The organism is Pantoea sp. SORGH_AS_0659 (assembly GCF_031453915.1).
GTDB lineage: Bacteria > Pseudomonadota > Gammaproteobacteria > Enterobacterales > Enterobacteriaceae > Pantoea > Pantoea leporis.
Genome location: NZ_JAVJAK010000002.1, coordinates 19,388 through 42,947 on the forward strand (window position 1 = coordinate 19,388; position 23,560 = coordinate 42,947).

Annotated in this window: 13 protein-coding genes and 4 pseudogenes; 6 read left to right on the plus strand and 11 right to left on the minus strand. The window is 46.0% G+C overall.

What is annotated here, in order from left to right; translation table 11 throughout:
• Window positions 1–231: 231 nt before the first annotated feature.
• From Q3H59_RS20445 to Q3H59_RS20465, 5 genes and pseudogenes are all read right to left on the minus strand, one after another.
• Entirely contained in the window at window positions 232–1,218 is a 987-nt protein-coding gene (locus tag Q3H59_RS20445) for a ParB/RepB/Spo0J family partition protein (protein ID WP_309836809.1), read from the minus strand.
• Complete coding sequence (locus Q3H59_RS20450; protein ID WP_309836811.1) at window positions 1,215–2,423, minus strand: AAA family ATPase; 1,209 nt, start codon at window positions 2,421–2,423, stop codon at window positions 1,215–1,217. Before Q3H59_RS20450 ends, Q3H59_RS20445 begins: the two co-directional genes overlap by 4 nt.
• 862 nt (window positions 2,424–3,285) lie before the next feature.
• Window positions 3,286–4,451, minus strand: a pseudogene (locus Q3H59_RS20455) (IS3 family transposase).
• A gap of 1,126 nt (window positions 4,452–5,577) precedes the next feature.
• A pseudogene (locus tag Q3H59_RS24765) lies at window positions 5,578–5,727 on the minus strand (transposase domain-containing protein); the annotation flags it as partial.
• 515 nt (window positions 5,728–6,242) lie between these two features.
• The gene (locus Q3H59_RS20465) at window positions 6,243–6,536 is read right to left on the minus strand and encodes a helix-turn-helix transcriptional regulator (RefSeq protein ID WP_309837033.1); all 294 of its coding nucleotides are present in this window, start codon (window positions 6,534–6,536) and stop codon (window positions 6,243–6,245) included.
• A gap of 678 nt (window positions 6,537–7,214) precedes the next feature.
• Between Q3H59_RS20465 and Q3H59_RS20470 the strand changes: the two genes are divergently transcribed.
• The gene (locus Q3H59_RS20470; RefSeq protein WP_309836813.1) at window positions 7,215–7,343 is read left to right on the plus strand and encodes a hypothetical protein; all 129 of its coding nucleotides are present in this window, start codon (window positions 7,215–7,217) and stop codon (window positions 7,341–7,343) included.
• Window positions 7,344–7,406: 63 nt separating this feature from the next.
• Here Q3H59_RS20470 and Q3H59_RS20475 read toward each other — a convergent pair whose 3' ends face one another.
• Window positions 7,407–7,622 (minus strand): hypothetical protein, encoded by a 216-nt coding sequence (locus tag Q3H59_RS20475; RefSeq protein ID WP_309837043.1) that lies wholly within the window; start codon window positions 7,620–7,622, stop codon window positions 7,407–7,409.
• A 995-nt stretch (window positions 7,623–8,617) separates the two neighbouring features.
• On the minus strand, window positions 8,618–8,935 hold the full coding sequence (locus Q3H59_RS20480; protein ID WP_309836816.1) for a transposase DNA-binding-containing protein: 318 nt from the start codon (window positions 8,933–8,935) through the stop codon (window positions 8,618–8,620).
• A gap of 557 nt (window positions 8,936–9,492) precedes the next feature.
• Between Q3H59_RS20480 and Q3H59_RS20485 the strand changes: the two genes are divergently transcribed.
• A complete protein-coding gene (locus Q3H59_RS20485) occupies window positions 9,493–14,088 on the plus strand; it encodes a dermonecrotic toxin domain-containing protein (protein WP_309836818.1) in 4,596 nt (1,531 codons plus the stop codon).
• A gap of 644 nt (window positions 14,089–14,732) precedes the next feature.
• Here Q3H59_RS20485 and Q3H59_RS20490 read toward each other — a convergent pair.
• From Q3H59_RS20490 to Q3H59_RS20510, 4 genes and pseudogenes are all read right to left on the minus strand, one after another.
• Window positions 14,733–15,512: a hypothetical protein gene (locus Q3H59_RS20490; RefSeq protein ID WP_309836820.1), complete on the minus strand. Its 780-nt coding sequence runs from the start codon at window positions 15,510–15,512 to the stop codon at window positions 14,733–14,735.
• Between the two features lie 668 nt (window positions 15,513–16,180).
• Window positions 16,181–16,448: pseudogene (locus Q3H59_RS20500) on the minus strand (IS3 family transposase); the annotation flags it as partial.
• Between the two features lie 197 nt (window positions 16,449–16,645).
• A complete protein-coding gene (locus tag Q3H59_RS20505) occupies window positions 16,646–17,254 on the minus strand; it encodes a GNAT family N-acetyltransferase (protein WP_309836822.1) in 609 nt (202 codons plus the stop codon).
• A gap of 253 nt (window positions 17,255–17,507) precedes the next feature.
• Window positions 17,508–17,849: pseudogene (locus tag Q3H59_RS20510) on the minus strand (IS110 family transposase); the annotation flags it as partial.
• 206 nt (window positions 17,850–18,055) lie between these two features.
• Between Q3H59_RS20510 and Q3H59_RS20515 the strand changes: the two are divergent.
• From Q3H59_RS20515 to Q3H59_RS20530, 4 genes are all read left to right on the plus strand, one after another.
• Window positions 18,056–20,017 (plus strand): hypothetical protein, encoded by a 1,962-nt coding sequence (locus tag Q3H59_RS20515; protein WP_309836824.1) that lies wholly within the window; start codon window positions 18,056–18,058, stop codon window positions 20,015–20,017.
• A 467-nt stretch (window positions 20,018–20,484) separates the two neighbouring features.
• Complete coding sequence (locus tag Q3H59_RS20520) at window positions 20,485–21,003, plus strand: cytochrome b/b6 domain-containing protein (RefSeq protein WP_309836826.1); 519 nt, start codon at window positions 20,485–20,487, stop codon at window positions 21,001–21,003.
• Window positions 21,004–21,276: 273 nt separating this feature from the next.
• A complete protein-coding gene (locus Q3H59_RS20525; RefSeq protein ID WP_309836828.1) occupies window positions 21,277–22,152 on the plus strand; it encodes a hypothetical protein in 876 nt (291 codons plus the stop codon).
• 831 nt (window positions 22,153–22,983) lie between these two features.
• Window positions 22,984–23,535: a type II secretion system protein N gene (locus Q3H59_RS20530; protein WP_309836831.1), complete on the plus strand. Its 552-nt coding sequence runs from the start codon at window positions 22,984–22,986 to the stop codon at window positions 23,533–23,535.
• Window positions 23,536–23,560 lie beyond the last annotated feature (25 nt).

Consider the following 23,560-nt stretch of genomic DNA (forward strand, 5'->3'; position numbering starts at 1 on the left):
GTTGACCTGCCCCCAGAATTAGATACAACGGTATGTTAGTAGAATCGGCTTCTTTTATTCAAAATAAAGACGTGGGAATTTCAGTGTGAAATTATTTAAAATAATTAATAAATTACAAAGAGTTAGGGGATGTTTTGGAAGGGGGTTTGTGACGCTTTAGCGATTTTTGTGAAGAAAGAGGCGCTTTTGCCGAAGCCGGTAAAGTGGCACCCCTTAGAAGACAAATGGAATTCAGCCTTTTTTAGTTTCAGCTTGCATGCGCTCAATGACTGCCCGGACTGCTGCGTCTAACTCCGCCTGGTAAGCAGCAGGCAGACGGGAGAACTCATAGGTGATCAGACGTTTTTCCGAATCAATCTTCTTGCGAGCAAACTGCTTCTTATCCGTAAATTCAGCAATTTTTTCTATCATGACCTTTTTATCACCGCGCGCAGTCTTTGCATCGGCATTTTCGGCCCGGAAATAGGCGATAATCTTTGCTTTAACGGTTGTATCATCCGATAAGGAAGCTCTGCCACTTCCGATGCGCTCACGTACCGCCGCAGCGAGCTTCTCAATATTGATATGCTTTGCTCGAGCCTTATCAGCAATATCCAGTAACGTCTGATAGTCAGTGATGGAAAGCTCACTCACTGAAGGAAAGACTGCAATCATTTCATCCGGCACAGAGGCTGCCTGAAACGCACGTGTCACTTTTGCTGTAGACAGACCTTCTGCTGCAGCAATTTCGGACTGGTTCATACTGTCTGGGTACATAAGCTTCAGGCGCTTACCCAACTCTCGAAGCGTATGCTCTCTGGCTGTCTGAATGTCAATTGCCAGCTGGCGTGCATCTGAAAGCGTTAGCTCGTCTCTTGTAACAAGAACTTCAAAGGACGTATCGTTAAAGATACAAGCTGCGCGGCGTCGCGAACCGTCAAGAATCTCTATCCGCCCTGCTACTTCGCGGCCAATCGCTGGAAAGAACTGTTGTAACTTGATGGTTCGGGATAAATCGCTAACAGATTCTTCCGTCAGAAATGACTGGTCTCGTCCGTTTACGGAAGGATCCACGTAAGTCTGTTTTTCAATATTGTCATGCAGAATCTTCATAAGGGTGAAACGCGCTTCCGCGCCTGATTTTAGCGTAAATGAACGCTCGCCTTCCGTTTCGCTCAACGTTTTTGAGAAGCTTGAGTTACCCAGCTGTCGTCCAAGCTTTACCATTTCTTTTTTCACTTCATACCTCTTACGAACTCAATACGCTTAAACACTGCCTGCGTAAAACGCTCTGCTTCACGCTTCGCATTTTTGAGGGCTTCTGTGCTGCCCGGATAGGAGTGCGGATCGGCACTGATGATGGTATCAAAGCTTTCTCCACACCGCTCAAAGCCGTCAAGTCGCGGTAACGACGCATCGAGAATATATGAAGTAAAAACATCACGCGCCAAACCATGCGTCATCTCATGGTCCCGCTTTGATGTCATTTTTGACATAAAACCAATGTTACCCTTAATGCGGGGGGTGATCCCCTCTTCTTCCAATTGCTCAACCATTTCAGGTAGACGTGTCAGATATTTAAGCGTGGAGTGAAAATCAACCTGAGCAGGTGGCGTTGGCGTCAATAGAAGGTCGCTCGCGGCTATAGCATTGAGCATAAACGCATCCAGATGTGGACCGGTGTCAATAAAGATGAAGTCATAATCCTGACCTACGCGGTCGATGATATTGCGGCGTAGCACTTCTGAGGGAAGCAAGTCGGGAAGGTGCTGATTAACAAGGTCATTCCACTGACTGGCTATAAAACCATCATCTATGGAGGCTGGGATAATGTCGACACCCGGTATGATTGTGGGCTTAATGATGTCTTCTTTAATCTGTTCGGCACCCAGATCGTTCAGCATGGCCTGAGCCGCAGTTTCAACAATGGAGCCGATGCTGTTAGTATGGTTCAGGAACATCGTACTTGATGCCTGCGGGTCGAGATCTATGACAAGAGTACGCAGATCATACTGAAGTAAATCTGGGTGAACGCGCAAACCATGGGCCAGAGTCACGGTAGTGACCGTCTTAGATACTCCGCCTTTAAGATTAACCACAAAAACCACAAAGGGACCTTCACCTGCATGAATATCGCGGTATTTTGGTACGTTGCGGTGTGCATAAATATCCACCACGTCCTGAATCGTCAGAGCGTAATGCTTAGCATTCCCTGCGTCTTTTTTGCCAAACACATGCCCGTTTGATTCCATTTCCTCTACCGCCTGCTCAACGGCGCGACGGCTTAGTTTAGGCAGGTTTGCCACCGAGTTGCGGGTGAACGTCTGATAGTATTGGTCCAGACCGTACTCATTACGTCTGTCAGTAATATCATCGCTCATGCTACGAAGCATGGCATTGGCCCTGCGCGCCGTTTCATCTAGCCCACCGTAATTACTCTTCATCACTACGCTCCGCTGGCAATCAATGTTGCGATTGTACTTAATGTTTTGAATCGTGCAATAATTTCCGCTAATTCATTTAATGTTGTACGCCACGCAATTTTTTTGTTCACTGCCCTCTTCTGCCCTCTTCTGCCCTCTTCTGCCCTCTTTAAAAGCGGCAAAGAGGACAATTATCTTTCAGACATTTAGCTTTTTGTCCGATGCGGTGTACACCTAACCGAAAAATAAAAATTCCGAATTCATTAAAAAAACCCAATACCATTTCAACGCTAATTCATTGTTATTTAATGATTTTAATGAGAAATTTCAGGCTGAAATTCCCCATGTTTTTAGTTTTTTTTGATGCAATGACATCCATGCACTCTCCCCCATTTTAACATTGAAAATTTTGTGTGGCCGTTTGCCTTCAAAGGTCTTGTGATGGGCTGCGATGTAAGAGTGTTATATAAATTAAGTGACGCATTATGAAACTTGCTATTGGGTTTTGACGGGATTGATACGTATTGACCGATGTGGTAACTCCCGCTCGGTGGTGACTGCATGTAAATACCAAAACTATTCAACAGCAGTGGACAGCGCAGCCTTGAAGTAAACAGATTTTTATGGCATCTCTGTTGTGTAGCAGCTAATGATTGTTGAAACTTCAGTGAGGTTGAATCTGGCTGTGACACAACAAGCTTGCCACTCTTCGTAGCTGAACGTTCAGTGAGTTCATTCAGGCTCTATTTTCAACAGGCTGCAGCCGATACTTATCTAATGCAGCCGGTTTAAAAAGGTAATACGAGGTTGTCGGCAAATTTTAATCTTGAGAGACCGTTGCAGAAGGTGATCTTGTCACGCTATATCCAGACAGCTTCTGTCTCTAAGTTAGCGTTATCCTTCGGCTCCGGTATTCCCCCGGCGAGAGGTATCCCTGTGCACTGTGCGGATGGTTTTCATTGTCATGCCCGAACGCCGCTGCAAGGTTTATCAACCCCGTTCTCACATTCGGTTTTGCCATGAAGGTGATGTAGTCACTTTTCATCGTGTTCACGAACCGTTCAGCCATGCCATTGCTCTGCGGACTGCTCACTGCGATTGTGCACGGCTCCAGACTCTGTTCCCTCGCGAACCCGCGGGTGCCATGCGATACATAAGCCGAACCGTTGTCCGTCAGCCACTGGATTGATTTTTCCGGTCAGTGATTACCGAACCGCTTTTCCACTGCTCCCGGCATCACATCCTGTACCGTGCTGCTGTCGTAACCCCCTGTACTGGCAGCCCACTCTATGGCTCCTCTGTCGCAGCAGTCCAGCGCGAACGTCAACCGCAGCTCTTCGCCGTCATCACAGCCGAACTCTAAGCCATCTGAACACCACCGCAGATCGCTTTCTGCTACGGCGACTTTACCCTTATGCTCACGCTGCGAACGTTGCGGTTTGCCATGCAGCAGCAACAGGCTGTTCTCGCTCATCACACGATAAACCCGTTTGGCATTCACGGGGGGAAGCCCTTCATTGTGCGACTGTTTCCGCAGTATCGCCCATACCCGTCGATAGCCACAGCCTGGCATATCGCTGATTATCGCAAGGATACGCGGCAGCAGCTCTGCATCGGCTTCCTCATTCCGTCTGATACCGCGCCTGTCCTGCCAGTCGACGGGACGATTGACCCGAAGGGATAACTGCGCACGCGACACGCCTGAAGCCCGTCTGACCTGTGCTATTCCTTGTTCTTTGGCAACAAGGGCGCATACGCTATCCATTTTCGCGACTGGCCGCACTCCACCGCTTCTTTCAGGATCTCATTCTCCATCGTCTTCTTACCCAGAAGACGCTGAAGCTCCCTGATTTGTTTCAGCGCGGCGGAGAGTTCTGAAGCCGGAACGACCTCTTCTCCGGCAGCCACTGCGGCGAGGCTGCCTTCCTGATACTGTTTTTTCAACTTAAAGAGCAGGCTGGGCTGAATGCCATGCAGACGGGCGACATGGGATACCGACATTTTCGTATTCATCGACTGCTGAATAATGGCGATCTTTTCCTGGAGCATTTTACGCCGACGGGCTTCCTAACCTAACAATATTCCGGACATTTCAAAATTAGCGTTAGTGTTAGCCATATATTCAAGCCTGTTTCTCAAGTTAAGAGACTTCTACTGTCTGGCTTTTCACGGGGGCGCACTCAGGACCGTTACAGAAGGTATAAGTCCTGAGTGGGTGGAAAAACATTTTGTAAAAAATGAGGTTCGTCAATATGACGCGGAAATCTTATTTGTAAGACAACGGTTACCTCGCGCGTAGTTACAGAGTTACATAATACTCCTTCGCTCTGCTACCCGTAAAAACGCCCATCAGCAATGAATAAAACGAATAGGGAATGTGCACGTTTTGATTTCTTTTCTATTACGCCTCCTCTGAGGTGCTTCATTTTTGCTGAGTCTCTCATACAGCGTATTCTGGCTCATCGTGAACGGCCATTCTGGCTTAACGTAAACTCTGATTCTCCCTCTATGTCAGAGTAGTTATCGCCTCAATTTTTAATCAGAGGGGGTGAGGTTTGTGATGACTGATACGCGGATTGCTCCTTAACTGCGGGAGCGCGCCATTAGGTTGCGGATACCGCCATATAATTGGTCACATCGTCAGGTTGCCGATGACATCGGAGCCGGTATCCCCACCGAGCAGCAGTGGCGTAAACAGATCGAAATGGAGGGCCTTATCGCACAGAAACACAACCTGGTCCGCATCCGTTCCCATAAGCAAAGCTGCAGCATCCTGCTGGAAAAGGCCGCCCTGTCTGAGCAAGAGCTGGCTGAGTACTGTCCCGGAAAAGGAATGTAGTTAAGCAGGTAAAAGAGTGGAAGCATAACTACATTGCCGCGAATCAGTCCGATAATCGCCGCCTTGCACAAGCCGACAAACTCTTAAGGACAGATAAGACCTCCCTTCCAGAGCGGCTGTACGTGGTAAGTCTTATCGATGAAGCCGTTAGAGGCGGTGCCCGGCAGCACCGAGCTATATCGTCCCGGCGCTGGCGGACAGGGGGATTTACATCGCGTCTGAATTGAGTTTTTACCGGACGCTAAAATTAGAAGATCTGACGCAGCACCGCGGGCGGGCAAAAGCGCACGAAACGTATGCAAATTCGACAAGTTGCACAGTGACAGCACCGAGCCAATTGACCGGCCAGTCGGCGATTACCTTCAGCACCTGCCGCAGGTAACTTTCCGGATCCACGTTATTCAGTTTGCGCGTCCCGATAAGGCTATACAGCAGGGCACCATGGTCGCCGCCGAGGTCTGTGCAGAATAACAGCCAGTTTTTGCGTAAGCCTCTGGCGAACTCGCACTGACAGAACGGTTTTAGTCTGTGCTGGCATTCCTGGCATGTGGTTACCTGCCGGATAACAAGTCAGGGTTAGGATTACTGAGTGGGGTGAAACTTACTTAACGCTCAGGTAATTTTAAGAAGGGTGAGCATCCGGTGAGGCCAGAGGCCTGCTTATCGTTGGGGTGTTTCACAATATGCGTTCCCCCGAACGCTCAGGCTGCATCCGTGAACAGTGTGATTCGTTGACAACGAATGGGGACCTGAACCGGTCCTTCGTCACGCAGGGAAGCTGGTCGCTCAGGCCTTATGCTGGGGCATATCAAATGTCTGCGCAGCTGACTAATACTTCAGGATCAACCGGTGGATCAGCCTGTAGGCGAAAGGCCCGGGTCCGCTAAGTGACGAACCCGGGCCTTTTAGACCGGAAGTATGACCGGTGCAATGTTAAGCACGCCGTCCGGTCACCGGCTGTAAGGGTCTTATTCACACTTTCATGAACGGAGCTGGCCGCACTAACCCGCTAACGGCCGGTACTGGTCAGTCTGCACAACAGGTTCAGTTCCCGGCGAACACCGTTGACACAGTTTGCCAGGATAACGCGACGGCCAGATTTCCCAGGGGGGAATGCCCAGATGCAAAGCAATGATGTGCTCTGCGCGCGGCCATTTTCGGGCCAGTGCATTGGCGAGCGTGATGGAGGATAGCCCGTTTTGACGGGACAGTGCGGAAAGCGTGGTACCAGTTTTTCTGATCGCAGCGATAATGTCCGCGCGGTGCCAGTCCTGTGTGGGGGCTGACGGCGGTATCACGTATTGACGTTCAATACGTGATTCATAATTATCACTTCCGGTCACAAACACCTGTTCAGACGCACGCAGGGGATCGCAATCATTCATAGATGACTCCTTACCTGATTGGGTGGCGGATCGAACAGGGTTTGCACTACCAGACTATAACAACTGGCGAGCCTTTTCGGCTCCCCGGCCCGACCCGCCATTGAACAGGCGAGTCTGTGCCTGTCAGCTTTACAGCTGACAAGTTATCGTTAAGGGGTGCAAATCCCTGCCTCTGGTTCTTCCAGTGGCGAGAAAATGTTAACTTACTGTTTTACTAATAACAATTAATATTCGCATGAAAATTAATGCGCTGGGTGTTCTGCATCTCCTGGCAAATCGGCTCACCCTGGGCTGTTCAAACACGATTGCGTGATTTCACCATCACATCGGCTGCACGCGTGCGGATTCATTTGTTTAACAGAGCGTGATGCGTGTTGAAAATCCACGGCGTGGACAGTGTTCCGTGTCTTCTTGACGGAGAAGGAGAGGTGTTAAGCGCCAGGCGGCGCGCTGCATAAGGCTATAACGAATGCGTGCTGAAGGAGTAGCTGTCGCTGCACATCTACCTTAAGGACGTTGGCGATACAGCCGATGGCGATGGGAAGGAAAGCTTGGCTGTTCGCGGGGTCGCTGCGGGCAGGTGAGCGGATGGCGGGCCTGATGAACCTGGTTGAAAAGGCGCGGCTGAACAGTTTGGCACAGAGGTTGTGGCTGCGTCACATGCTGGAAGAACTGCCATTGTGGCCGACTTCTCGGCTGGATGAACGGCTACCCTAAGCAAAATACACTCCAGCAATTCCCCCCTTCAAAACAAAAATCACTTCGCCTTGCTGTGCAAGGCTAGTTCGCCCAGGACTCACCATAGCGCATTTCCGCGATGTTGTTATCCGGCGCCGCCCAATGATTCAGGCCATAGCTGAACGCTTTTGCCGTTTCTGAGTGCCGTGACAGCGTTTTTAACTTTTCCCGCAGCCAGCCTTCCAGCAGCATGGCCAGCTGCACCGGGACCTGGAACACTTTTCCGTTGCGCTCCAGTCGCGTTGTCAGCAGGCACACTCCGTCGCCAGTGGGCCAGAGCAGTTTGACCTGACTGCCGCTACAGAAGAGGGCGGTCTGCACTTTAGCTGACAGGCCGTGGAGCCGTTGCGCAGGTCGTTAATGTCGACGACCAGCCATATCCGCGTAGCGGATGGCAGGCCGATCACGGGGCTTCTCCTTTCATCACTTCAGGAGGCACCAGAGTGAACCATTCGGACATCATCGGCTTCGCAGTTGCTGATCACAGCCGGTGATAACCCTCTACGGCTTCAGTCTGAGCCTGGCTTCGCGGTATTATGCGGAGTCATCCCCGTACCCGTCTCCAGGTTTTTTCCGTTGCTTCCGACAGGTTTATCACTGGCAGGCCAATCAACAATTTCCATTCAACTCTGGTATTTTTATTCTCCAGTCGTTCTTCTGTCGCGATAATTACCGTCAGCTGTAGATAAGGATATTTTTTTCCTTACCGATCAGGGAATATAACGTGAGTGTTTTCCATCGGACATTCAGTATTATCTCGCGCAGACTTTCTTTGCCCTGTCGAAAAAGTATCCGGTGATGTCCCTGCCATTCAGAAGGCACATTTTTCATTTCCTCGTCCAAAGGTGGTATTTTCAGGCAGACGATTGACACACGTTCTGACCAGGAAGTGTGTATTTAACTCTGATGCCAGACAATACGGTTCGTAAATATCACTATCACAGTCGCCAATATGTACGCATCGCTCCGGACATTGCAGTAAATCCGTTGATTGTCGTAAATTATCCAGCCACCGGTAACTTTCTTTTTCCTCAATGGGGACGCGGGGGGATTAATTTTCCTTTTTAGCGCATTTGTTCCTCTGAACTTTTTCCGGGTCCAGAATTTAACCGCTGTCAGGCCAAGTGGGAGTTCCTGTGTTGTCACTGCCAGACTGGAATGCATCAGGATCCCACAGTTAGTTGATACCTGAATCCTCACATGTTTTGATTAGCCTGGCTGTATGGCTGCTCGCAAACCCCACGGCTTCAGGATTATCCCGGCGATAACCCTGAAGCCGTGGTATCCTGGAAGCAGAACAGTGTCTTTTTCCAGCGTAAGTATCCGCTGGGAGGTCGCTTCAGCATGCCCTGAAACAGAGTCTGCTCATCAATTCCGTCACTGGAAAGAAGACGATAAGCCGTTTTTGTCGCCGCCCGATCCTGGCAGGCAAAGGGAAGACTGTTGCCCATCCCGAGCCAGAGTTTTTGCATGAGAGACCTGAAGCGAGTGGCATGGTGGCGATCGTTAAAAACAGAAGCATCAATTTCGTCATCGAGCCATGAGAGAGAATCCAGTACCTGATTAGCCATATGCATCTCTCCCTGACAATCAGGTTAACTCACTATCTTAATGATTACCTTAATATAATTGTGTACAGCAAAACATTGGAGCAGTTCTCTGCGGTGGGGGTTGCTTATTCATGGAGCAGTGCACTGTTTTTGTTAAGAAGTCCTCAGTTTTATGTACTTACTGGCCATACGGACTCTCTCTGAACCTGCCAAATATTCCCCCAGTCATAAGTAATGCTTCTAATGAGTCCAGAAAATGCGGATGTTAATCAGAGCTCAAATGGCCGAATATGTGATTATGAGTAAGTTGTCAGACGATGGTCTGCCTGCACTTTAATCATTTTCCGAAGAAGGTTACGTTCTATTATAAGGGCCATCGAAATTCGCACAATTGTACAATACTGCTAAAGCCTCATCTTTTCTTTTACATCATAATCATAGTTCATTTTTTAAAAGTTAAAATAAAGCACCACTGATATAATTTTTAAAACCAAGCGGCAATACAATTAAAATTATCCGAATTGAAATAATAGATGATGAAAATTGATTAATCATCTCAGTCCTTTGGGAATTGAAAAATGCCAATAAGTAACACCAGTTTATCACAATATCGCCTCCTTAATGAAAAAACAGAGATGTTCAATCAGAGATTGAGCGTTAACACGCCGAAATATAATAAAAATGCGCATAGCTCGGGCACAATCAATACCTACACTCATAAAGAGCAATCAAAGCGGATCCGAAATCTGGCTGAAAAACCGGGGCTGCACTTTGGCAATGCATCACAGCAATTAATAGCACAATCCATGGTGAGCCTGCTTGTAGTGGCGAATAACATGGTATTGCCAACCAGACCGGGTAAGATTCGTTATATCGGCCGCGACGATTTCAATAAAGCTCTCCGCACGAACCGCAATGGTGTAGCCCCTGAAATGGGCTTTTGCCCGGTTGATAAAAATCAGCAAGTTATGCCATCACATTCCCGGGGGGAAGATTATGTCACTGTCGGAGAAACTTCACATACTACACAGTTCATGGAAAAGGCGAGTAAACGAGATGATTTATATGTGCACCCAAGTGAGCCTCAGCCCTCGACGTTAGCAGCTACCTCGGGAACCCAAAGCAAGGTTCCCCTACTGCCGTTTGTAGCAACTACAACAGCGGCTGCAGCCACAGTCTCAACGGGTATACGGCCTAGGGGTCCCTTAGCTGCGTTGGTTGGAATTGGGGTGGGGGGCAGTTATGTCGCATGGAAAGGTATCCAAAATCTTTATTCAGGCATGGATAGCATCCAGCAACCAGTTAACGGCCCCGATATGCCGATCGCTGCTCCCCTAACACAGTACGCATTACGAACCTCTGATATTACTGCACTGCAGTATGGGCTTGAAACGGAACTTTCCACTGTAGTGGTCGATGCGAATGGTCATCTCAATGTACGTTCCCTAGGCGATGATTTGCGAGAGCTACATCGTTGCAACGGTGACAGCACGACATTCATTGAGGCTGCCAGAGCACTCCTTGAAGAGCATGGGCTGCTAACCGCGTTAGACCAGCTGATTTCTCAGGTCCTGCCGGAAATGACCTCTGAGCCGCCGCGTCAGCAACGCAACCGACGGAGTGTATCTGACAGGAGGATGCTGCAAACTGCTCAGAGTTCACGTTATACAGCCCAGCTGGACATACTGAATCGTATTATCGCCCCACTCGGAGATGACATCACGGATAGTGAGAGTAACTACTTCAACGAGTGGCGGGCCAAGCTGCCGCGTGGGGAAAATTTTGCCTGGCTACGCAACGCCCCTTTGGATCGGCAGCAGGCATACAAAAAGCTGTTAGATTTTGTCGCCACCAATACCGACATGATGAAGACAGCATCGAATCAGGCACTGTCTGAGCAACCTGCCCAGATGCAGATAGTACGAAAGCTGCGCGCGCTGCATCTGCCCGCCGAACCGGAGCTCATTCGCCTTCGAGCTCATATAACAGATTGCGCTGGCAGCCTCTCTGCAGCTAGCGCTATTGATCTTTCGCTGAATGAGGCCTGGCAGACAGGGATGCTGGACAAAATTCTGATGGCAGACGATCTGGTCGTGGATATTCAATCTCAGCGGCGATATCTCAAAAAGAAAAGGCTGAGCGCTTTTCGAACTCAGTTCACCGGTATTACTCCCCCACCAGAGGTTACGATAATAGCGAAAAATGCTCGCGTTCAGCACGCGTTTCGCCTACTGACTAATGCTCGCTTTGAGCTGAGTACGCTGGAAGCGGAGCTTAAAGGTGAACTGCGCAGCAACGACCACATTCGTGGACTGGAGATCGTGAATAAGTTTCGCTCAGGAGTGACCGACGTCGAAGCAGGTCAGTTTACATTTAGCGCGTGTGACCAGAACGGCAAGACATTCCAGACCCCGCTCTCTGGCTGGTTGGTATTGCGTGACAAAAGTGGACGCTGCGTGCTTTACGACGCAGATGCCAGCGGTGAAAGCAAAATGCTGCAATTTGTCAGTGAAAGAGGTATGCGGGATATGGTGGCGGTGGGACGTCTTGAGTTGGCCGTACTGGCCGAGCATTCTGCCGATGCCTTGCCCTTGGCCGAGTTTTTCAACGAGCTGAAGGAGAATGCAAATATTTGGTCAGATCGCAATGCTATGCTGCATTTCACACCTAATTCTGACGGAACCTTTGAAGGAGCAATGGCATCATTTGCTGCAGGTTTGCTGGTCAGGAATACTGCCATTCTGCAGCAGGATAAGACAATCCGAGAAGCAGCTGGCCGAACCATGCGTCTGCAATATAACTGGCATCGCGCCATAGGCGGCGCTGAAATGCCATCGCTTCTTGAGTTTACGCAGCAGTGGATTAAAAACCGGGATGAATATGGAAAGTTTTTGCAGGAGAAAGGTGTAGTACCTCTGGCTGAAGACTTTGATCCGGATGAGGTAATAATTAAACCGCCGTATGGCGGAGAGATCGGTACGATAACCGAGTTTGCTGCCTATCGACGTCGTAAGGAACAGGGGGGGGATGGTTTCGCGGATGGCATGGAGATCCTGCCAAAAGTAGTGGCAGAAGACGCCTATGTTAGCGCCCTGACAATACGTGAGAAATCCGCTTTCGCGGCCAGACTGCAGCGCATTGTTAGCAATCAAAATACGGCAACAGAAATATCTACTTCGGCGGATGGACGGTACATTGCCACCTTGGTAAGAGAGGAACAATTACGCCTTAACGAAGCGCTGAAAATGTATAAAAAGCTGAATCAGGATGACGTTAAAAGAGGCTTGGACGAGGCGTTGAGATCTGGCTATCCTGGCACAGCCTATCAGCAGCTACTCAGAGAGAAAAAAGATCTCAGAAAACCGCAAAACCGTGAGCTGCGGGATGCCTGGAATGCGGCTGAGGTTGCAAAGATGCAGTGGGCACTGAAAATGGCGACGCAGAATGCAACATCGGCTCTGAGTAAGGCGCTCCCACGCAACGTTGCCTTGCGCCTCAACCAGCTGCTGGAAGCATATCCAGGGAGATCCAGTTCAGGATATGACTTTATCGCTCCCCTAACCGTCGGTGATGTCCACGTGCCCGGAATGGTGATGTTTACGCTCCGCGATCGCCTATCGCCTGTAGGGCGAAATAAATTCAATGTAAAACAATATGTTTTCACTCCAGAAGCGATATATGGCAGACATCTGTTCACGACCAATGAATTTAATACTTTGATACAGCGCTCCTCTAAAGCCCGTAGCGTAATTCAATCACGTGTGGCGCTTATTGACGTTCAAAATATTGAAACCGCATTTAAGGCCGCAGCCAGTAATGGTGCCAGTGCGGGCTATAAAGTCGTGTCTGATTTCGACCTGTATATCGAGATGCTGGAAAAACATATCGGTGACGCTGATGAGCGGACAATCAGCATGTGGGAGGTCATCCGTGATGCGTCCGTGTTTGGCGTGGGGTTAATGGCCTTACCAACATGCATTATTTCTGGCCCGGTTGCAGCGGTAGGTTGTACCGTGCTTACGGGAATAACGCTGGCTGACGATATAGTGAATGCCGCCGACTTATGGCGCAGAGGCGACCGTAACTCGGCATTATTAACCGGCCTTATAGGCGCTTATGACCTAAGTGACATTACGACAGGCGTTAAATTGACCGCTCGTGCGGTAGGTGTAGGAAGGGCAGCGAGTTTCGTGGCAAAACGGGTACCCGATGTTCTGAAAGGGGTATCAGGAGGAGCACAGGGGTTACTCAAACAGAGCGGCCGCACCGTGATGCGCAGCGTTGCTGACGTTGCTGACTCAAAAAAAGCTATCGAGAGGCACACATCTGCGTTTGATGCAGGATGGCTGAAACGCGGATGGGCAATGAATATTGACGTGAGCAACGCCAAAAAGGGGAGACCTCGTGGGCAGCCAGAGGGCGAATTTTTCGAACAAGATGGAAAGTGGTATATCCTTGAGAGTGGATATATTGGCGAATCATCTTTAGTTTATGAAGTTAAAATCGAAAATGGGGGGGGGGTGCGTGTAGTTAACCCTAACCATCCGAACGTTTCTGCAGAGAAAATCAGATGGAATGGCAAGCAGTGGGTCAAGGATATTTCGGGCCTTAAAGGCGGCGGCGGAATGTCAAATACTGAAATTATTAAGAGGTTAATGGGCAAAAAAGTACTGTTCGAAAATAGGACTTCAAAATTTGATGTCTGTGATGCTAAAACGCAGGAAGTTCTCAGAACAATAAAGGAGGATGGCGAGCTGTGGGGAAGCATTAAAGATAAACTAGTGGTACGTGTAATTAAGGTAAAAGAGCGAAATTCAGGAAAAGAGATTATTCTTCATCCTAAAGGTGAGGAAGAAGCGAGATGGCAAGGTGATTATCATGTATACCTTACAGTAAATATTAACAATGAAAGACTTATCATTGACCCTTACATTGGTGGCAAAGATTCCTGCGCTTCAATGAATGAGGAAAAATTTATTAAAAATCACTGGCTAGGAGAAAATGGTGAAGACTTTGAAATAAGAGATCTGGCACCAGCTAAAGAAAATGTAGTTGATGAGGATGCTGGTGAGGTCGACATTAGAGAACTTACATTAGAAGATTTTATGTATAGTAAAACTGTATTTGATAGCGATTATTTCCCATCCCACGCATTTTATTTCGAAAATAAATAGTTTTTCCAAATGATAGAATCACCCGGGGGTAAATCCCCGGGCAGAATAACGTGTGATGGTCGCGACGTAGCCGGAACTGTAATGGAATTCACATCATAAACACGCTCCCCGCAATCTCCGCAACGGCATCACCGACCGTGGCAATGACATCCGTAACGCTGACGGCATCTGCAATCCTTACACAATATGGCCATTAGTCACCATCATACGCAGCGGTATTTGTCGGTTTTTTAAGCTATATAATGCGTACATATTTTATTGATGCATGTAACCTCCTTATACAAGGGGCGCAGTGGAGAGAGTAGCCAGTCGTTCCACTACTTTTCTGACGTCAATGGCATTTTGACCGAGACACCCCAGTGTTGGGACGACTAATACGTTACTATTTTACATACGGTCAAGCAGCCTGGCAAAACAACGGAATTCACTGGCGGCCACTTTACAGCTGAGTTGCTCCTCAAAAGTCTCTGAGACCTGAATTCGACTTGCCGCTTCTGATTTGCGACGCTTTGCTCCTGTGTAGAGACTTGGTTATAGGCAAAATTCGTCACATTGTGAAACTTTACGTACAAAATGGGAGTGCGACATGATAAAACATGTACGAAACCGTTCGATTCTGTACATACCATTTTAAACTATCATCGTCATATAATATAATGGATAGGGAAGCGAAATTTATTAATATCATTATGCGTTATTGTTTTATTTATGACTGCATCAACAAATCTTAGTTCATTTCCTTTTTCGGCGATTGCTGCTTGTTTAAAACGGCGCATAAAATCTCTGGCTCTTTTATATTCGGGGTTTTCATCATCTTTATATTTTGTTGCGTGCATCAATAGTGGCGTCTGAAATTTTTCAACCAGTTCCAGTGAGTGTTCAAAAACATCAACCTTCCCATTTTCCAGATTCATTACCACGCCGTAATTATGCTCTATGCAGGGAGAGAATGACCACTGATCCCATGAGGGATCAATGCCATTTTTAGTCAACGAATTCCTTACAGGTTCTCCTATATTTTCCCCACCCATAAACCAGACCCCACCTGAAAGAGTTGAACTTATTGTTCCATTACCATTAGGTTTTAACTTAGATATCGCAGCATTAATAGCATCGTCAATAAGGCGGGATATATTATGATCAAAATGAATAACCGCGCCAGTTCGATTATCATGATTGTATAAGGTGGCGATAACACAAGTTTGTGCATTTAACGAATAAAGATAGTTATCATTTTTACTGCTATTATAGGAAGATATAACTCCTTCACCTTGCATAGCACCACGGAGATAACAAGGTGACACTTTCCCGGGGAATGCATCCTGTATGTAATGAACTACACCAATAAATTCGTTTCTAAGTGATTGGCTCCCTTTTTTAGAGAGGGAGGATGTCGGTTGTTGTGTAACGGGAGTGATTGGCATGATGTTCTTCCAATTATATGTTACCTATTGCAGGCGACTACTTATATCCAGTTCAACGTGCCCATAGGGATTAATATGTTAGTACAAATAATATCGCGATTCTTTCGCAAAACGCCGGGTTAGTCTGCCATGAAATCTGAGAAAAATGCGTTGGCTGCTTCCGGCGTGATGATTTTATGCCGTCTCAGCTCTCTGACCAGCCGGTCATGAAGCATCAGATGTGCATGCTCAACACGGCCCCCTTGCCTGAACGGGTGTTGCCGCAAATGCCTGGGATATTTAGCTTATTCATCGCGCGCCCGAACGGCGTCTCACCATCATCCCAGACCGCATTTTTGCTGTTAATGCGAAACATGCAGGCCTTGTCGCTGCAGAATGCCAGCGGTTAACCGTGCGGCACCAAGTAGCAGCGTGTGGCGTAATAATAGGTGAGCGTCGACTCGGATTTTTACGAAGTAGAGCTACATTGGTCTACAGGTCGCGTCGTCATCATAGACCTATCACGTGCAGGCCGGTCCACGTCCCTCAAACCAATGGTGATCGCAGCTGCCAATCTGCATCGGCTCGCTAACGCAGGCGCGACGACCTCGCGGCTACTGGATTCTCGCCGCACGCATTTTCCGATGGATTAAGAGTCCGGCTCGTATGGCCAGCTGACGCACTTTGGCAATAAGGGCGCATGCGCTATCCATTTTCGCGACTGTCCGTACTCCACCGCTTCTTTCAGGTTCTCGTTCTCCATCGTCTTTTTGCCCAGATGGCGCTGGTATTACCTGATCTGCTTCATGGCTGCGGATAGCTCAGGGCCGGAACCACTTCCTCACCCGCAGCGACGGCTGGCAGACTGCTTGCCAGACACTGTTTTTTCCATTTAAACCGCAGGCTGGTTTAAATACTGTGCAGTCGGGCAACGTGTGACACAGACATGCCGTATTCCATTCATCTTATAAGTAGAGGCAGTGTTAGACTGCCTATATCTTTAATTAAGCGGCATCTACTGCCTTGTTTTTCACGGGGCCCTCTCAGCTGGTGCATCAATGCTGTGGTACAGAAATACAATAACAGTTAGCATACTGTTATGCATATAAAGTCAGCACATGTGTTGGGACAACCCTACTTTACACTGAAATGGATTAACCTTTGAACTTCCATTCCCCTTCAGATGTTTTCCTCCAGAGTTCTTTAGTTCTTTCAGGGCAAAGCTGCATGTCGAGAATTGAGCCGGATACAGTGAATCCTAATTTAGCGTATACATTTGCTGCATCAGGATCCATGACATCGAGATTTATTATTCCTTTTTCTCCTAGGTACTCAGACATATTCACCAGGTGTTCAATCATGGCAGTACCAGCCCCGCGTACTCCGGGATGACTGAAAATATAGTCAATATATAATCCTGGAGTTCCTGGTTCTTTCGACCAAGCCATTACTCCAATCACTTCATCATTTATGAAGCATGCGGTAAATTGATTATCTGATTCACCATTTGCTACTTCAACTGCAGTATCTGATATGAAATCGGCAACTTGCCACGCTGCTGCAGCTTTTTTGTTCCAAAGGAAAATGTCATTTTCTCCTGTTTCCGTCAAATGCCAGTTGTTTTTGATATCATCTTTAATTTTTTCAACCTTGTTTTTAACTTCATGAGGCTCAATGTCGCGAATAAAGCTTTTTTTTTCAAGGTCAAAACGATTAGAAAAACCCTCATTCTTAAAGTTGTGAAGATTTGCGCCTATTTTCATTAACATGAACCCTTAATTTAAAGATAGTTAACAATGTCACGCGTGGAAATAATATTGCTTTCATAAAACGATTAACCATGGTTTTATTTATATCGGACTATGAGTATCTTTTTTGCTGCATTTCATCAGGATTTTCGTTCTCACAGATGAATGTTGTTTTTTCAATACCACGCGGATGAAAACACAATCAATTTATTATACGAAAATTGGCCATTTAAAGGGATTACTATCAAATTAAGTTCAGTGAGCTCTAGAGGGAACTCCTGACGCGGTGCAGAGCTGACATGGCCTGCTGGTCTTCTGTTCTGGGAGTGACAAAACGTATAGATAGAAAGTCGGGAAGCTGTCTCGCAGATAGTTTCAACATCAATAAAATCGTTCTTGTTACTATTGACAAACAGCCGGACAAATTTTGGCGCGATCAACTTCATCTGGTGGCCCAGCTGAGATAAGGTACACGTCGGGCTGGTTGCAGGAAAGGTGGCAAGTTGAGAGCGCGAAATTTCTTAACTAGCAGTGCAGTGCCTTGCCGATCCTGACAATGAACATGAAATGAATGTTTAAGTCCGATTCCAGTAAGCGTCGCGCTTTGCATGATGGAACCCTCCGAAGAATTGCACCCTGTCAGCCTACTGCTCACTGGGTGGAGGTGACCATCTCATTATCAGGCAATTACATAATCTCGGGTACAGGCTCGAGATACATCATTATTGTTGGTGCTACATAGGGCGTTTTGTTAAACTATTTTTAGCATTTCTATGCGGATAATCCTCATCTCCTTTCTATAGTGAGATGACGAACATGCCTAAGAATTATTTAGATATTGCTGCTTCTCCCCCCTCCCGTATAGACGCTAAAGTGACCACATGTAACACTCCACAAAGCTTGCCTGTCAACAAACCCGTATGTAATAACTCAGTTGCCCCCAGTAACGTTCACCGTCACTGCACGCCTCAGCAGAATGCGGTCAGACTTTCAAAAGTAATACTGCATGACACTGCAGAGAATGTTCAGAGTTTCGACAGCGATTTGGGGGTGATCGATGAGTCATTGATAAGGACTGGAGTTGGTACCAGATTGCCGTCAGAGACGAAAGGAAGTGCAACTCAGTTAAGTCACGCAGATAAAAGGGAAGGGCCTTCTGGATATGTCTTACGAACGACCGCTGTACAGCCAACGGCATTCATGCCGGACGGGACTCTGAATCCGGCATTAGCTGTTGTAACTGACGTCAATTCAGAGGAACTCATAGCCCTTAAGCCACAACAACGGTTAGCAGGAGACTTGTACTATAAGGATAATAAATACTTCATCAAAAATAATGCGCATCTTTATGAAGTCTATTATGACCCGTCGGCTGACAGCATTCGTTTGCGTTGTCCGCAATACCCTGTGAGTCAGGATCCGAGAATTATTTTTAGAGATGGCCGCTGGCAGCCACATCATGTCGGTTTAAAAGGTGGAGGCCCTGTTCTTAGCTTTTTTTACAGACGAGATGAACAACCGGATAAAGATTTTATTCTAATGATTACCGCAATTGGCCAACAAGATCCTGACATTGAAACTAAAGCAAAGGAGTGCGCCAACATACTGAGTAATCAGGAAAAAATGTATATCGTTAATGAATTACGTCAAGAACTTGAAATTGAAAGCTTAGATGACTTTAGGAAAATTTTTTCAGACTTGAAAAAAGGTGCGTTAAAAGTTGATTTGGATGGCGTAAAAGCTATCAGGAAATCCTGTAGCAGTGTAGGTAAACGCATACAAATCTGGCAGTTTGTAAGTCAAATCCGCACTGAAATACTTAAGGAGTTTCCCGACATGCCTTTTGAGCATGAGCAATCGGTGAAAATCTACCATCTCTTATCTCAGTGGCTTAAAAATAACAATAAACCTGAAATTGCTATTGAGTTTATTGTTTTTAGCGACCCTTACACGCAGTCAAAAAAAATAATTTTTTGCCTTAAAGAAAAAAAGAAAGCGTTGGAGGGGATACGTTCGAAGTTTGAAGAGTATATGGATGAAGCACTTAAATTTGTAACAAATAAGTATCTTGAAAAGGCCGGTTTACCAACTTTAATTGAGGAAGGAGCTGAAGTTGAAAAAAATATCGCATCCGTGTTCAACTGGATTGATCAGGAATCCTTGGGTGATGAATTCTATCACGACTACAGGGCCGGACTAAAAGAGATACTTAAAAATAATAAATTTAACTTACACAATGAGATAAAAAAACATAACTTTGTCGACATAGTAATCTTTAGAGAAAAAATAACGCGTCCTGCCATCGTAGTTAATGAAAGTGAAATCAGTGCTTTTGAAGAAGCGCTTCCTAAACTTTCCAGCGAGCTGGAAATCGAGAACACAGTAAAAGTCCAGACCCATAAAATGGAGAAGCGAGAAACAAAGCCACTCTCTCGGAAAACACATATTGCTGACTCCATGTCAGGACCACTCACGAAACAATACGTTGTTAAATTAGGGCCCGTTGCCAAGTGTCAGATGGAACTTGATGAATTTCCTGAGGCAGCAAGATTAAAGGTGGACGAGATTATGAATGATATTGCAGCAGGCCGTGTTAGCAGAAAAAAAATCGGAGACTTTGTTTACGTAGATTTAACGCAGCTCGGAAATGGCGGCCGCGGTCCATGGCGCGCCGCATTTAAAAGGGAAGGGGGAACGTTCACTCTTGTGGGTTTTGTAGATTACCACAACAACAAAAATATTGCCTGGGGACTAAGAAAAATGGCAATAAACTGGTAAGCTACTTTTTCATGAAGCGCAGGAAAGTCAACTTTGTCAGGTACTATTTTTCCTGAATTATGCACATGAGGCCTGATGGCTTTTCCTACAAATAAGACTATTGATTAATTGCATTCCTCTTTTATGCCCCTGCCAGGGGCTTTTTTTTGCATTTAATAAAAAACCTACCACAACTTATTTTTACTATTGAATGATTAATGTCTCTCTTTCTTTCATCTACCCTAACCGCGCCATAAATCCCTTATACAAAAGTCACTCCCAGCAGTTCATCAATAATCATTCAGATATAAACAATCAAGATCATAGCTCAGGGTACTGATAAGGCTTATGAATATACGTTAACGTTCAATAATGAAAAAAACAGCGAAAAAATAAAGCATCACCTTAAAATCCATACTTCCTTTTTTTCAAATTCACATACAGTGTTTATTTGTATTGACAATGACACTAATGTCAGGATGAGACACATGACATCGGATATTCTAAAATATCACCCGTTAAGGGTTACACTTCACTGGTTGTCCGCAATCATTATTATCTGGTCTTTATTAACTGGATTTACAGTCTATTTAATGAGCCTTCCCGATGCATGGGAAGAGCTTATTAGCTTTATTAACGTGTCCATGACAACGCTCTTTATTCCTGTTTTTGTAATACGCGTGGTCGCAGCCCTTATGTTACCGGTTTCACCCGAACCTTCGCTTAATCGCTTAAACCAAAAAGTGGCTCATGCGGCGCATCTGCTCCTTTACACCGTGATCAGTGTTGAACTGATCACGGGTGTACTCATGATGAAACGTGACATTAACGTTTTTGATATAGTCACATTGCCGGCACCGTTGGATGACCCATCACTGACATCACTTTTTACTCAGATTCATGTTGTCACCAGCCTGTTATTGCTCCTTCTGGTCGCTCTGCATATTCTTGCCGTGATCAAGCATCAGTTCACGGGTAAAAACGTTCTGGCACGTATGAAGTACTGAGACCGTTCGAAGTGGGCCACCATCAAAGATTGCACACCTAAGCCTACATGAACCTCAAGGCTGAAAGTTTATATTTCTTCAGCCTTTCGTGTGAACTAAGCAGTTCAGACATCGTTGACAACATTTACTGTTTGCTACGAGATAAATTGCAATCCTTAAGTCACAAACAAATTTCTGACGACAATAAAACAACTCTTTAATTACTTTAAGGTTAACATGGACTCTATTCGACTGAAAAGTCTGTAACATCACGGCGAATCAAAAGAGGCCCCCATGCATAAATCTCTTATTAGCAGTTTACTGAAATACATTTGTGCTCAAGGGACAGGTTCAACTCTATTGGGGATAAAACATTGCCATATTAATAACGGTGATATCGTCATTGTTCCGGAACGTTACAGGCCTGTCAGTAAAACCGGGCAGGCCAATTTTATCGCCAGACAAAGTGTATTTTTTCTCCTTTCAGAATTGATTGAAAAGCAGGGGGAGTTAGAAAATTCATCTCCACGCACCCACATAGACGAAGGTTCTTCTGTCTGTGATCAACGATATCAACAGATAATGCATGAAATTAAAAAAATCATACATGTAATGAAGGGTTGTGTTATAAAAGGCTCTTTTTTTTGTTCAGGAGACAAGGGTGTCATTACATTCGTCGACAAGAATGTCGAACTTTGCATGCGAACAGAAGCTATTGAAATCATAAATTATATTATATTTTACAATGCCAGGTTTGGTGAAGCGAATTATTATCACCGTATCATAATGCTAAACGCCTATCGCAAACTTGAAAAGGTGGTCTATACTTTTTCAGATTCGGAAAGCAACAGTCTGCGCAGCATTGTCCCGGATATGATATTGAATCCGTTTAACCGCTTTCGCATTCACAATGCGAATGTCGAATCTTCACATAATCAAATCCACTTTGATCGACAAGTTTGCATCCGATGCCAGAAAAATGGCCCCACTGGCAGCTGTCGTAACCCCCATTTGGTAAACAAGGATTACGCTTTTTTACTGGACGATATTTTTTATCTGGTTCCATCAGAGGCACTTTTTCTCTCACCTGATGGTATTTCAGCTTCTCTTCATCCATCATCTTTAAGAAAATACCGTCTATCTCAGAGCGGATTGCATTGCCAACAATAATTATTTCCGCTACTGACTGCCAATGTTCTTACTCATTCCTGACGCTTTATGTTTCTATTCCTTTCTTTGCAAAATAGCCTCCTGTCATGCAGGACCACAAATTTCATTATTCCTTTAAGACTATGGTTCTGCTAGTGATGTAGGAGGCCGCCCTTCTAATGTCGCATGATATCTTGATAAGCCGTCATCAATATCGATTTATTACAGCAATTCATTCCGCATTCATTTTTTACCACCTTGCTAAGGCATGATGATGAGAGTTAATGGTGCAGGTTAGAACTTTTAAGGGTAATTAATCCTGATTGAGTTAAATAGATATTACACAGGTTGTCACACCCGTATAATTCCCTCGCCTACACTTTTCTTTTAATGGACAAAACAATGTTGAGTACAGCCGAGTGCGTTGAATTGCTCAAAGAGGATAAAATTTGTTTCGGTACATCTCTTGAGCTGCATTGTCGGCAAAAATATTTTATTTGTGCGCACCTCGGGTGAGGAAATTCCATTGAGCGAATCTCAAAAGCGACTACTGGTCTGTCTTTTCAAAAGAATAAACTGTAAAAGAAAAATTATAAACATTGTCTGGCATGAAATACACGACCGTATTAAGGATAATAACTACCATCAGCTTATCTTTCAAACTCGCGCGGTACTTGCGCGAAATGGATTCCCAGATAATACGCTGATTACTCTTCATTATTATGGCGTAAAACTTAACGAAAATATTTTTACCTGCTCGCATAAAGATATTCCGCGCAAGCGGTCAGGCTGGAGCCCCCTTATTTTAATTTTTAAGCGGATGGTGCGTTTACTGTCCCGTGTAAAATCACGATGAAAAACATGTTTTATTTTAAATCAATCGCATTCCATATAAGCGTATTACGCATCCAGGGCTCTCCATTACGGTCGGAATGGGATGTGATATGCGCAACAATACTGCTGGTCGCGATAATGTTCTTCTCTGCGACTTACGATAACGCCTCACCCAGCGAAGAGAATATCCCGGTGCGTAATTTTATATCCGTCACTGAAGATGACGATAAGCAACTACAGCAGTTACAGCATATCGGTTTCTTTTCGCAACCTGGGAAGATGGCATTAGCTGCTCAAAACCCATGGCGGCAAGGTCTGGTTGCGGAAGACGATCCGGCGCTTAAACTAGCACCGGCCACCTCATTGCCACTCAAACTTACCGGCATTCTTTATAGCGCTGATGCGACAAAGCGGCTCGCCATTTTTGAACAGGCCGGTGGGCAGATTACGCTCAAGGAAGGAAATAACATTAAAGGTCAACCCGCTCAGATAAGACGTATTTTCACTGACATGGTTATTATTCTCACGCGTGGAGAATATGCCTCTGTTCGTCTTGCTTCCCGAAATTAATATTTTTTTACTGGCAACCACTGTG

Bases quoted from the DNA above. Each gene is read 5' to 3' on its own strand.
- Q3H59_RS20450 (WP_309836811.1), bottom strand. From the start codon at position 2,423: ATGAAGAGTAATTACGGTGGGCTAGATGAAACGGCGCGCAGGGCCAAT.
- Q3H59_RS20470 (WP_309836813.1), top strand. From the start codon at position 7,215: ATGGCGGGCCTGATGAACCTGGTTGAAAAGGCGCGGCTGAACAGTTTG.
- Q3H59_RS20480 (WP_309836816.1), bottom strand. From the start codon at position 8,935: ATGGCTAATCAGGTACTGGATTCTCTCTCATGGCTCGATGACGAAATT.
- Q3H59_RS20485 (WP_309836818.1), top strand. From the start codon at position 9,493: ATGCCAATAAGTAACACCAGTTTATCACAATATCGCCTCCTTAATGAA.
- Q3H59_RS20490 (WP_309836820.1), bottom strand. From the start codon at position 15,512: ATGCCAATCACTCCCGTTACACAACAACCGACATCCTCCCTCTCTAAA.
- Q3H59_RS20505 (WP_309836822.1), bottom strand. From the start codon at position 17,254: ATGAAAATAGGCGCAAATCTTCACAACTTTAAGAATGAGGGTTTTTCT.
- Q3H59_RS20515 (WP_309836824.1), top strand. From the start codon at position 18,056: ATGCCTAAGAATTATTTAGATATTGCTGCTTCTCCCCCCTCCCGTATA.
- Q3H59_RS20520 (WP_309836826.1), top strand. From the start codon at position 20,485: ATGACATCGGATATTCTAAAATATCACCCGTTAAGGGTTACACTTCAC.
- Q3H59_RS20525 (WP_309836828.1), top strand. From the start codon at position 21,277: ATGCATAAATCTCTTATTAGCAGTTTACTGAAATACATTTGTGCTCAA.
- Q3H59_RS20530 (WP_309836831.1), top strand. From the start codon at position 22,984: ATGAAAAACATGTTTTATTTTAAATCAATCGCATTCCATATAAGCGTA.